We start from the raw sequence: 11,527 nt of genomic DNA on the forward strand, positions 1-11,527 counted from the left end.
CCGAGCGCATTTTTCGCTTTGGCGACTCACGGATTCGTGAGACCTTCAATGCGTGGTCGGAAAGCGGCGAAAGCTCGGAAACGGGCGGAAGTCCCCGGAAAACCACCAGGGTCTCGGTTCCATTTCCCGTATGCGACGCGAAAGCGGAGTCCACAGGAAATACCGATGGTCCTCGATACCGGAAACCCCGGCCCGAAAACCCGCCAGTGCGAAGCACAGGCGACGTGGATGGACCCCGGCGAACGGCATCGAAATGCGAAACCGGACGATCCCCCCGGGACCGACGGAGACGCAAGCCCCGAAGCCTGAACGTCAGCCGCATGGCTGAATGGCGCAGGACCAACGGAGCGAGTGGGGGCTGGCCGAAAGGTCAGCCCCCGTTTGCTTTGAAACGGGGCGCAGAGCCGTCCATGCCGGGCTGCAAACGGCAGCTTTCTGCGCTTCCGGTGCTCACGTACTGATGTACGCTGCGCGCCGGTTCGCTATTCTCCGTTCGTTATAACTGCGATTGTCGATCCCTGACGGTCGAGATCTAACCCATTTATCGCTACCGATTCAGCGTTTGCTAACGTTCAGTCGGCTGCATTCCCTCGTGCGGTTGTTCAAGGGCAAGAATGTTTTTTATCCGCAACAATTAAATAATATATATTTATTTCAATATGTTACAATGGTATTTTCCACCTGTCTCAAATATCGCAAGACCCTTGATACGGATCAATTCCAGCCAACCGGGAAAAAGGCCCGGCGTTTGCAAGTTCTTAATATAATTGGCGAATGATCCAACGAACAGACTAGCGGCCTTACATGATTGTGATGTTAGGACAAATACATGTTCAATATACGATACTGCGCAAAGGTTTCAGGCATACTTTGTTTTGTGAGCACTGCATCTTACGCAGATATAACCGGAAGCATAGATGCAACGATTACATTGACGACTGGTTGTGTCGTCAATGCGCAAAGTGCCGACGATGGCAGTGCCTCAGTGGATTTTGGTGAAATCGACTTCGGCAGCCACAATACACTGTTTACACAGGCCGATGGTGAAGTGACGGGCACCGGGGCCGGCATTGCCGTACAGTGCAGCCCCGGCGTCTCACCCGTCCTCGTTTTCAATGCCGGCCAGAACGATGGATCCGGATCGGGCGGTGGCAATCGCGCGATGGAGCATACTGTCACCGCCGGTCAGTATGTGACCTACAGCCTGTTTTCGGACGCAGGCCGTTCCACCGTGATTCCCATCGGCGGAAACATCGCGCTGGCGACCGATGGCAGCGCGCAGGTCGTTCCCGTCTATGGACGCGCCTACGGAGCCACGGGCCTGATCGCGGGCACCTACACCGATGTCATAACAGTGGTTCTGGAACTCTAGCGAGAGCACGGGGGCGGGGGCCACGCCATGAGAGCGCTCGGACGGGTCGCCGTATGCGGCCTCCTGCCGATGCTGGTGTCCACGCCCTTCGCGGCCCGCGCGGCAACCGGTGCCAGCTTCCAGGTTTCCGCGACCATCGAACCCGGTTGCCTTGTCGACGGTCTTGGCACGAGCGGAAATGCCGGCGTCATCGGCACGCTCGATTTCGGAACAGACTCGGCGCTTTCCACCGCGACACATACCGCGAGCGTCGCGACCACACAGGCCATAACGCTGCGCTGCACGCCGGGCGTCGCGCTCGCCATGAGCATCGACGGCGGAGACCATGCGGCGGGATCCACGCGGCATCTTCAACGCGGGGCGAATCCGGCCGAGCAAATCGCTTACAGCGTCTGCGGGGATGCTGCGTGCACGGCACCGATCGCGATCGGGGGCAGCGTCGGCATTACGGTCACGGCTGCAAACATGAACGACATCCGCCTGCCAGTTTTCGGCCGGCTGACGCTACCCGGCGGTCTGCCCGCCGGCACCTATTCGGATGTGCTTACGGTGACGCTCACCTGGTGAAGAGCGAGTTTTAGGGGGACGAACATGAGGACCTGGGCATATGCGGCAACCGCCGCCCTCTTGGCGTATCTGCCTCCGGCTGCGACTGCGCAGCCTGCGGGGTCGGTACTGATCTGGCCGGTGGATCCCGTCATCAAGGCCGGCCGCAGCGCCGCCGCGCTGTGGCTTGAAAATCCCGGCACTGCACCCATTCTGCTGCAGGTTCGCATCTTCGCATGGGCGCAGCCGGACGGCGAAAACGCGTACGCCCGTCAGAACGATGTGGTCGGTACACCGCCGATGGTCCGGATCGAACCCGGCAAGCGGCAGCTCGTGCGTCTGACACGCACGGCCGCCGCCGTCGCGAACCGCGAGCTGGCCTACCGCGTCATCATCGATGAGATTCCGGTTGCGGATGCCATGCAGCCCGCACAGGCCGGCGCCTCGGTGCGTTTCCGTATGCGTTATTCCCTGCCGCTGTTCACTTACGGAGACGGTGCGGAACCCGCCGTTGGCAAAACCGATAAAAAACGTAGCCCGCAAGTGCCGCCGCTGCGCTGGCGGACAGCAGAAGCCAACGGCAAGACGTTTCTGGAGGTTCGGAACGACGGCAATGTTCATGCCCGGCTCGTCGATGTCGGCTTTACATCAGGCGGACACGCTCAACCTCTGACGCCAGGTCTTCTCGGTTATGTACTGCCGGGCGCGCTGGCCCGCTGGCCCTTGCCGGAGAGTATTTCCTCACAGGGGACGCTGATCGCCACCGTCAACGGCACGCCGGGCGTGCAATTCCATCCGATGGCGCAGTGAACCCTGGCATGGGGCCGGCTGCGATATCCAGACGACATCGGCATGCGCGGTGATATGGCATGCATGTCGCACGCCCCTCGCGCATGGCATCCTACGCCGGATGGTGCTTGCTCGTGACGACCGCCAGCCCAGCTCTGGCTGCATCAAGCGAATATGATGTGCTGCCGCCCCCCGTACCTTCCGCAACGCTCGAAGACGTGCCGCTTCAGCTTGAGCTCGTCATCAACGGCGCGGCAACGGGTGCGATCGTGCCTGTCCTGATGCGCGCTGACGGTCCTGTCGTACAGGGTGCCGATCTCAAGCGTGCCGATCTCCCCATCGACGGAGACGAAACCCGGCTGATCGCGCTGAGCGCGATACCGGAGGTCGACGCGGAATATGACGCCGCCAATCAGCGCCTTGCGCTTTCCGTGCCGCCGGAGTGGCTGCCGCGCCAGCGCCTGGGCGTGACCGAGATATCGGACGAGCCGGCGCGCAGCAGCCCTGGCGCCGTCTTCAATTACGAGCTCTTCGTCAGCGATCCCGACGGGCGCAAGGCAACACTGTCGCTGTGGAACGAGGCGCGCGTGTTCGGACCCGCCGGGATCGCTTCCACCACCGGCGTCTGGCAGACCGGCAGCCATGGCACGCGCTTCACGCGCTACGACAGCCGCTGGACCCGATCGAACGAAGCGCGGATGGTCACCTGGGAAGCTGGCGACCTCATCACACGCGGGCTGCCGTGGACGGGCGCGGTTCGGCTTGGCGGCGTTCAGGTGTCGCGCGATTTCGCGGTGCGACCCGATGTCGTCACCTATCCCCTGCCCGAGTTCGCCGGAGAGGCCGCGCTCCCGTCCACGGTCGAGCTGTTCATCAACGATCACCGCGCGGGCGGAGCCGCCATCGAGCCAGGTCCCTTCACGATGTCGACGCGGCCGCAGATCAGCGGCGCGGGAGAAGCCAATCTCACGGTGACCGATGCGCTTGGAAGGCGGGTGACGACGACGCTGCCGTTCTATGTCTCCAGCGCGCTGCTGCGTCCGGGGCTCACCGACTATGCGGTCTCCGGCGGTCTGCTTCGGCGCAACTACGGCACGCGCAACTTCGACTACGGCGAAGCCGCGGCCAGCGCTTCGCTTCGGCGCGGCATTACCGATGCGGTCACGCTGGAAGCGCATGCCGAAGCTTCGGAGCATGTCGTGCTCGGCGGCATCGGCGGCGTGTTCGGCGTCGGCAACGCCGGGATCGTGTCAGCCTCCTACAGCCATAGCGGTCATCACGGCATGGAAGGCGGGCAGGTCTCGGTGGGCTACGCGTATCAGGCTCGCCGCTTTTCCCTGTCCGCGAACCATATCCGCCGCGATATCGATTTCGCGGACATTGCCATCGAGGGCCATATGGCTGCCTGGCGGCGGCTCAGTTCCGTTACCGCCAGTGTTTCCACCGGCCGTTATGGCAATCTTGGCGCAGCCTGGTTCGAGACGCGGGACAGCAAAGGCGACAAGGCCCGGCTCGCGACAGCCTCCTGGGCCCTGCCGCTCGGGCGTCTCGCCCGCCTCTACATGTCGGCGAGCCGTGAGTTCGAGGACAAGACCTGGTCGGCATCGACGAGTCTTTCGATTCCGTTCGGCGGCGACGGCGGCATGGCGAGCAGCGGCTATGTGCGGGAAACGGACGGCAGCAACAGCTGGCGTGCGGACTATTCGCGCGCCGTGCCGAGCGAAGGCGGCCTCGGCTTCAGCATGGGCGCGGCGCGCTATCGCGGCACCGATCTTTATGCGCAGGGCGACTTCACATGGCGCGGCCCGAATGTCGAGGTTCGCGGCGGCGCCTATGGCAGCGCGCGCGGCGTGACCCGCTGGGCGGGGGCAAGCGGCTCGCTGGTGATGATGGACAACGCCGTGTTCGCCGCCAACCGCATTGCCGACGCCTTCGTTCTCGTGAGCACTGGCGAACCCAACATCCCCGTCCGCTATGAGAACCAGCGCGTCGGCCGCAGCAACGGCAAAGGCCATCTTCTGGTGCCGTGGGCGACCAGCTATTACCGCGCCAAATACGAGATCGACCCGCTCGGACTGCCGCCTTCGATCGAAACGCCGGTGGTCGAGCAGCGCATCGCCGTGACGCGCGGCAGCGGCTACCTGCTCGCCTTCCCGGTGAAGAGGTTAGTGGCGGCGCGGATCACCCTGCGGGATTCTTCGGGCGCGCCGCTCCCTGTCGGTTCGGCGGTCGCCGTCAACGGCATGCCGGGCGCCTATGTGGGCTGGGACGGCTTCCTGTATCTGGAAACGCTTGCGCCGCGGAACCGGTTGTCCGTGAGATTGCCCGACGACAGCATTTGCACGGCCACGTTCGCGGCAGAGAATGCCGAAGGCGTGATCGATGCGGGAACCCTGACATGCCAATAGCCAAATGCCTCGCGCTCACGCTGCTTCCCGCCGCCTTCTGCTGGTCCTCGGCGGCCGCCGCGCAGACATTTGGATCCTGCTCGGTCGGGACGGCCAGCACCGATCTTGGCAGTGAATCCTCGTTCGTCGTCGGCACGACCAGCCAATCCGGAAGCGGCGGCAGCGGCATGGCATGCGGCGCGATTTCGCTGATCACCACCTCCTATCTCAAACTGCGCGTTGAAAGTTCGAGCTTCCTGCTGACCAGCCCCGGCGGCCAGACGATTCCTTTCGTAATGTCGGGCACGGCGGGCGGCGCGGCCATCGGCGCCGGCGCCGAATTCGATTTCTCTGGATTCGACCTGCTCAATCTCTTTTCCGGCCCCGGCGGCGCGGTCCCTGTCTATTTCCGTACCACGCCGACCACCGGCCTCGCGGCGGGCAGTTACACCGGTTCCGTCTCGCTGCGCTGGTACTTCTCGGTCTGTACGCTGGGCGTTGTCGCTTGCCTTGCCTATTCGGACAGCCCGGGCGCGACACGCAACATCTTTGGTGTCCTCACCAACTGGGGCACTGGCGTACCCGTCACCATCAACGTGTCGCTCACCGTCGAGAACGACTGCATCATCACCGCCCCCGATCTCGCGTTCGGCGCCGCACCGCTGGCGGGCACGTTCAATCCCGTGACGCGCACTATCTCGATCCGCTGCAGCGCCGGCGCGGCCTATACGGTCGGCCTCGACAACGGCACCAACGCCAGCGGGAGCACGCGCCGCATGCGCCGCGCGGCCACCAGTGACTATCTCGCCTATGACATCTACCGCGATACGGCCTCGACGGATCGTTGGGGCAGCATCGGCGCTGAACGCCGCAGCAGCGCAGGTGCGGACAACAACCCCGGTCTCTATGATGGCAGTACGCTGCAGGGTTTCACCTACCGTGCCGTCATCGATCCCGCCCAGCCGACGCCGCCCGCCGGAACCTATACGGACACGATCATCCTTGATGTGACCTTCTGACGAAATCGCTAGCGTTCTCCGTTCAGCGGGTGACGCATCCTCAAGGTCTCGCTCGCTTACCTGTGAGCCTACCGCTCCAGCCCCCGTCCTCGTTCCAGCCCGAACCAGTGTGAGAGTTCCCTGGAGAGTTCACGTTCGAACGGCAGGAACAATCCGAGTTCGCGGGCGCGTGGCCGAAGGAGCGATTCCATCTGCGCGTCGCGCTCGAGACTCTTCGCGAGTCCGACCATGCCGGCGTTGATCTTCGGGAGCTTGTGCTCCTCACCCCAGAACCTCGCATGCTCCTGCTGCTTCCTGAGCCGCGTCCATTCGGCGACGAACCGGTCGGCGCGGTACGCGGGGTCGCTGCGGACACGCGCGGCCTCGTCGAGGAGCGCGCGCGCCTGCCGCACGTCGCCGCGCGCCATGGTGTCGAGGAGCTTCAGGTCTGCGCGCCATGCATTGCGAAGGTCGCGCGCCGCGCCGGGGCGGATCGCATCGAGCGCGGCCTCGTCGCGGGCGTGCAGGACGCGCAGGGGTTCGCTCATCGGCACGCGCGCAAGCCCCATCTCACGGACCTTGTGCACCGTGCGCGCGTACTGCTCGACCGCCGGCTCGAGCTGCGGCTTCGGCGTCTGGATGGGGGTGCTTTTGAGCTGGAGCCCCTCGAACATGTCACGGACCTTGATGGCGATCTCTTTGGCGCGCTCCCGGAGCGTGATGCCCCGGCGCATGGCGAACGCTTCTGCCTTGTCTGCGACAGGCCCATAGTCGCCGACCATGTCCTTGCCGCGGTCGCGGCCGAGCGTGCGGATCAGCTGCGGCTCGTTCTTGAACGTCTCCTTGCCGTAGTAGAGATCGGCGCGCTCTCTGTGGCGCGACAGCGCCACATAGGCGCCGTGCCGGTCCATGCCCTGCGTTGCGAGCACATAGGTCCGGTCGACCGTCACGCCCTGCGCTTTGTGGATCGTGGCGGCATAGCCATGATCGATGTCGGTATAGAGCTTCGTGTCGAACTGCAGGCTCCTGCCGTCATCGAGCATCACCGCCATGCGCGCCTGGGTCACGTTCTCGACCCTGCCGAGCGAGCCGTTCTTGACGCCAAGGCTTTTCTCGTTCCGAAGGAACATCACCCGGTCGCCGCGCGCGAACGGCTTTGGGCCTTTGGTGGTCTCGACACGGACATCGTCGCCCAGCTGTTTGCCGAGCCGCAGGCGCTGGCGGGCGAGCGTGTTGAGCGATGCAACGTCGGCGCGCGTGTGCGCGAGGATCAGCCGGCTCTTCTGCGGCTGCGCCTTCCGGTCCTTGTCCCAGCGGTCGACGAGCTGTTTTTTCGCGTCTGCTTCGGTCGGCAATGCGTGGACACGGTCATGCTCCCTGAGCGCATGGACCGCCTCCGCCGTTCTGCCCGTCGCGAGCTGCCGCACGGCATCGCGTTGCCAGGCGTCGTGCTGACGGCGGATCTCGGTGACCTCGACGCCGCCATGGTGCTCATGGATGCTGCGGAACGCCGCGCCCGCCTCGATCGCCTGCAGCTGCTCGGGATCGCCCACCAGCACCACCTTCGCGCCGACCTCGCTGGCGTGGCTCATAACGCGTTCCATCTGCCGCGTACCGATCATCCCGGCCTCGTCGATGACGAGCACATCGCGGGGTGTCAGACGATCGGCGCCGTTCGCCCAGCTGTGCTCCTGCGCCGCGATCGTTCGCGATGCGATACGCGACCCACTTTCGAGGTTCTCGGCAGCGATGCCGGAGAGCGCGAGACCGCGCACGCGGTAGCCGGCATCTTCCCAGGCTTCGCGCGCCACGCCGAGCAGCGCGGACTTCCCCGTTCCGGCGTAGCCGACAATGATGCCAAGGCCTTTGGGCTCGGTGGCATGGTCGAGCGCTGCGCGCTGCTCGGACGAGAGCACGAGGCCATGCCGCGCGGCGCGCGCCACGGCATGGTCGCGGAACAGGTCGCGGACATTATGCTTCTGCTGTTCGTGCAGGCGCTCTGTGGCCTGTTCGAGCCGCTGCTCGGTCTGCAGCATCGCACGGGATGTGAACCGCTCCTGCTCGCGCCCGTCCTTGCCAAGCGCGATCAGCTCGGGCGAGGCTTCCACGGTGGCGAGCACATGGTCGAACTGGTCCTTGCCGTCGCTATGCCGGTGCACGAACATCGCAAGCTCGCGCCGCGTGAACGTCGATTGCTGGTGGGTCAGCGCATCGAGCGCCACCTCGGGGCTTGCGAGGATACGCTCGCCGTTCGCGCGCGCGATGGCGCGGTGCTCGTCGAGCCGCTCGCCGGTGAGGCCGACGTCCGCCATGCGCGATGCCGCCGGGCCGATCTTGTTCTGGGGCTCGAGGTCGATGCCCTGCGCCTCGAGGCTGCGGTGATCGACGGTGACGTCGATGTCGCGCTCGGCGAGCGCGCGGTTCACATGCTGCGCCCAGGCTTCGCGCCAGTGTTCGAGGAGCCGCGTGCTGTTCCAATCGCGCACCTTCGCGCCGAAGCCGTCCGCGTCCACTTCTCGCATCGTCAGCATGACATGGGCATGGGGCTTTGCCATCCCATCGGCGCCGATGTCCCAGTGGACATTGAGATCGGCGCACATGCCGCGATCGACGAACTCACGGGCGACGAAGTCGCGCGCCACGGTAATCGCGTCTGCCTGTTCCAGTTCCCTTGGCAGCGCGAACTCGACCTCGCGCGCGAGCTGTGCGTCCTTGCGCACCTCTGCGGCCTCGACGCTGTTCCAGAGCACTTCGCGGTCACGCAGCGGCTCGGGGGCGTTCTCCGGCAGCATCACTTCGGAGTGGATGACCCCGGCCTTGTTGGTGAAGTCGTGATGGCGATCGAGGCGCTGGTCGTGCAGTCGCGAGGCTGAGCGGTATGCCGCGGACGCAAGCGCGCTCGCGCCGGTGCTCCGGCTGATGACCTTCGCGCTGAAGTGATAGATCGCCATGAGGGCTATCCATCTACACCCCGAAAGCCACGTCGGCACGACGTATAAGCGCGCCCTCACAAGATCGAATCTCGCGAGGGACCGGGTGGTCTCACACAGGTTCGGGCTCTTTACGGGAAGCGCAAACGACTCGTAGCCTCGGGCAAATCACCGCAGAATCGAAGGGACACATCCCATGCGCAGACCCCGTGACTATGATGCCGAGATGAAGCTGCTCGCCGACAAGGTGAAAGCGCTTCAGGACCGGAAGCTTCGTGAGCTTGGGCAGCTGGTCGCGGCGACCGGTGCCGATGCGCTTGGCATCGACGTGCTCGCGGGCGTGCTGGTCCATGCCGCCGCGACCACCGACATGGTGCAGAGGGAGGAATGGCGCAGGGCGGGTGCCGCGTTCTTTCTGCGCGGGAAACATGCAGACGGCGCTGCGAAGGACACTGTGCGCCGAGCACCGGCTCCGCGTTCTCAGGAGCCGGCTGCAGGCGCAGCGGGTGCGGGCTGATACGCGGGATTGGGTCGTGAAGCGCCGCGAGCGGACGCGCCGGCTCATTGAGCTCGGCGGGCTCATCGTCAAGGGCAGGCTCGACGTGCTCGTCGAAGATGACCGTGCGGCGATCTACGGCGCGCTGCTCGGGCTTGTGCAGCAGGCGGATGGCGAACGGCGCGATGAGGTCATTGCGCTGTGGCGGCGCAAGGGGAAACGGGCGTTCGAAGCGGAGCTCATCGAAACTGGGCGTCAAGTCCGTTTGTCGTCCTCTCAACCTGCACAAATTGCAATATAGGACACTGTCGTAATTGGACGTTCCATTGGAAAGGTGAAGAAAGTCAATTTAGAGCATGGATGAAGCTTGAGTATTCGATCAGAATTTGATCAATACCTAATTAGGAGCCCCAATATGTCAGCGGGAGATAGCGAATTTCACGCTCGCCTCATTGTACGGCATCTAGTCGATCCACGAGAGGAAGAATGCGGCCGTGCATGAGCATCTAAGTGATCTTGCGCAGCTGCTCGGTCGTCACATGGCAGAACACTGCGTCGACGGGTTGTCCCGCCACTTCGGCGACGAACTTCTGGAAGCCTTTCCTCTGGAAGACCGAAAGTCGGTCAGCCTCGCCCTTGCTGAGCTGGAGGCGTACGGCCTCGTCACACTTTCGCGTGTCGTCGGTCCTGCTCTTCCGCGGGTACTCACCACCGTCGAACTGTTCATCGCGAGTGACGTGGCAATCACCGGTCATGATCCTGTTGAGGACTCGGTCGCACTCGCACGCTTGTTGCTGGAAAGGCCCGACCTAGGCAGAAATACTGGAGATTTAGAAGAAGTATCGGGATGGAAACGTCGCCGTTTCAACCCCGCATTTGCGCTGCTCATCCCATCTGTACCAGATGGACGGGTCCGCAAGCCGTTCCATCCTGACTATCCGACTATGGGCATTATGCTCGCAGAAGAGGATCTCGTGACACTGCGCCGCTGTCCGTCGTCAGCACATTTGGCACAACTCGCGGCGTAGATCAGCGGAGTGTGGGCCTCGTCTTGGATTGATGTTTAGGCGGCGAGCTTGCGGTGTTGCAAGCGCCGATGTTCGAGTGTCTTTCGCTTGATCCTTTCTCTTCGTTTGATGATGGCGGCAGCCCTGCCGAAGTAGGCATCGGCGGGTGTGACGTTGTCGAGGCCCTCGTGGTAGCGCTGGTGGTTGTAATGCTCGACGAAGGCCTTGATCTGCTGTTCGAGATCGCCCGGCAGGAAGTAATTCTCCAACAGCACACGGTTTTTGAGCGTCTGATGCCAGCGCTCGATCTTGCCTTGGGTCTGTGGGTGGAAGGGTGCGCCGCGCACGTGGCTCATCTTGTTGGCGTCGATGTATTCGGCCAACTCGCTCGCGATGTAGCTGGGGCCATAGCACATTGGCGTGGTCGCAGCCTGAGGCTGCCAGTGCCATATCGAGCGTGTCAGTGACGTCCTCGGCTCGCATGGTGGTGCAGAGCTTCCATGCAATGATGTAGCGCGAGTAATCGTCGAGCACGGTCGAGAGATAGACCCAGCCCCATCCTATGATCTTGAAGTAGGTAAAGTCGGTCTGCCACATCTCGTTGGGGCGGGAGGTTTGTGTGTGGAACGCATCTGCCGCCTTGATCACGGTGTAGGCCGGGCTGGTGATCAGATCATGAGCCTTGAGCAGCCGGTAAACCGTAGCTTCGGACACGAAGTAGCGCCGCTCGTCGGTGAAGCGCACCGCCAGTTCTCGCGGGGACAGCTCGGTCTGTTCCAGCGCCATCTCGACGATCTGCTGCTGGACATCCTCGCCGATGCGGTTCCACACCCGGCTCGGCCCGGATGGTCGGTCTGCCAGCGCCTCGGGGCCACCTTCAAGGTAACGATCATACCAGCGGTAGAAGGTGCGCCGTGCCACGCCGAGCTGGTCCAGCGTGCGTTTGGCGGGCAGGTGCGACTGCTCGACGATCCGGATTATCTCCAGCTTCTCGGATGCAGG

The 11,527-nt window shown here is 63.8% G+C and carries 9 protein-coding genes and 1 pseudogene; 8 read left to right on the top strand and 2 right to left on the bottom strand.

Features of this window, described 5'->3' with window-relative positions; genetic code table 11:
• Nucleotides 1-829: 829 nt before the first annotated feature.
• From ACFQ00_RS06350 to ACFQ00_RS06370, 5 genes are all read left to right on the top strand, one after another.
• Entirely contained in the window at nt 830-1,372 is a 543-nt protein-coding gene (locus ACFQ00_RS06350; protein ID WP_381487793.1) for a Csu type fimbrial protein, read from the top strand.
• Between the two features lie 27 nt (nt 1,373-1,399).
• Nucleotides 1,400-1,939, top strand: a complete 540-nt coding sequence (locus ACFQ00_RS06355) for a Csu type fimbrial protein (protein WP_381487796.1) — start codon at nt 1,400-1,402, stop codon at nt 1,937-1,939.
• A 120-nt stretch (nt 1,940-2,059) separates the two neighbouring features.
• Nucleotides 2,060-2,728 (top strand): fimbrial biogenesis chaperone, encoded by a 669-nt coding sequence (locus ACFQ00_RS06360; RefSeq protein ID WP_381487799.1) that lies wholly within the window; start codon nt 2,060-2,062, stop codon nt 2,726-2,728.
• Nucleotides 2,729-2,841: 113 nt separating this feature from the next.
• Entirely contained in the window at nt 2,842-5,115 is a 2,274-nt protein-coding gene (locus tag ACFQ00_RS06365; protein ID WP_381487802.1) for a fimbria/pilus outer membrane usher protein, read from the top strand.
• A complete protein-coding gene (locus ACFQ00_RS06370) occupies nt 5,106-6,113 on the top strand; it encodes a Csu type fimbrial protein (protein WP_381487805.1) in 1,008 nt (335 codons plus the stop codon). The genes ACFQ00_RS06365 and ACFQ00_RS06370 overlap by 10 nt, the downstream gene beginning before the upstream one ends.
• Before the next feature lie 68 nt (nt 6,114-6,181).
• On the opposite strand, the gene traA is transcribed toward ACFQ00_RS06370, so the two are convergent.
• Nucleotides 6,182-9,043 carry a Ti-type conjugative transfer relaxase TraA gene (gene traA / locus ACFQ00_RS06375; protein WP_381487808.1) on the bottom strand — a complete coding sequence of 954 codons (2,862 nt, stop codon included), beginning with the start codon at nt 9,041-9,043 and terminating at the stop codon, nt 6,182-6,184.
• A 175-nt stretch (nt 9,044-9,218) separates the two neighbouring features.
• Between traA and ACFQ00_RS06380 the strand changes: the two genes are divergently transcribed.
• The 3 genes from ACFQ00_RS06380 (at nt 9,219) to ACFQ00_RS06390 (ending at nt 10,546) form a co-directional block, all read left to right on the top strand.
• The gene (locus tag ACFQ00_RS06380) at nt 9,219-9,539 is read left to right on the top strand and encodes a conjugal transfer protein TraD (protein ID WP_381487811.1); all 321 of its coding nucleotides are present in this window, start codon (nt 9,219-9,221) and stop codon (nt 9,537-9,539) included.
• 16 nt (nt 9,540-9,555) lie between these two features.
• Nucleotides 9,556-9,819 (top strand): conjugal transfer protein TraD, encoded by a 264-nt coding sequence (locus tag ACFQ00_RS06385; protein WP_381487814.1) that lies wholly within the window; start codon nt 9,556-9,558, stop codon nt 9,817-9,819.
• A gap of 193 nt (nt 9,820-10,012) precedes the next feature.
• The gene (locus tag ACFQ00_RS06390) at nt 10,013-10,546 is read left to right on the top strand and encodes a hypothetical protein (RefSeq protein WP_381487817.1); all 534 of its coding nucleotides are present in this window, start codon (nt 10,013-10,015) and stop codon (nt 10,544-10,546) included.
• 35 nt (nt 10,547-10,581) lie between these two features.
• On the opposite strand, the pseudogene ACFQ00_RS06395 reads toward ACFQ00_RS06390, so the two are convergent.
• Nucleotides 10,582-11,527, bottom strand: a pseudogene (locus ACFQ00_RS06395) (IS3 family transposase); the annotation flags it as partial.

The sequence above is a fragment of the Sphingosinicella xenopeptidilytica genome, assembly GCF_042676985.1.
Lineage (GTDB): Bacteria > Pseudomonadota > Alphaproteobacteria > Sphingomonadales > Sphingomonadaceae > Sphingosinicella > Sphingosinicella xenopeptidilytica.

What these genes read in the sequence shown, in the direction of transcription:
- traA (WP_381487808.1), bottom strand. Translation starts at nt 9,043, where the DNA reads ATGGCGATCTATCACTTCAGCGCGAAGGTCATCAGCCGGAGCACCGGC.
- ACFQ00_RS06370 (WP_381487805.1), top strand. Translation starts at nt 5,106, where the DNA reads ATGCCAATAGCCAAATGCCTCGCGCTCACGCTGCTTCCCGCCGCCTTC.
- ACFQ00_RS06355 (WP_381487796.1), top strand. Translation starts at nt 1,400, where the DNA reads ATGAGAGCGCTCGGACGGGTCGCCGTATGCGGCCTCCTGCCGATGCTG.
- ACFQ00_RS06350 (WP_381487793.1), top strand. Translation starts at nt 830, where the DNA reads ATGTTCAATATACGATACTGCGCAAAGGTTTCAGGCATACTTTGTTTT.
- ACFQ00_RS06380 (WP_381487811.1), top strand. Translation starts at nt 9,219, where the DNA reads ATGCGCAGACCCCGTGACTATGATGCCGAGATGAAGCTGCTCGCCGAC.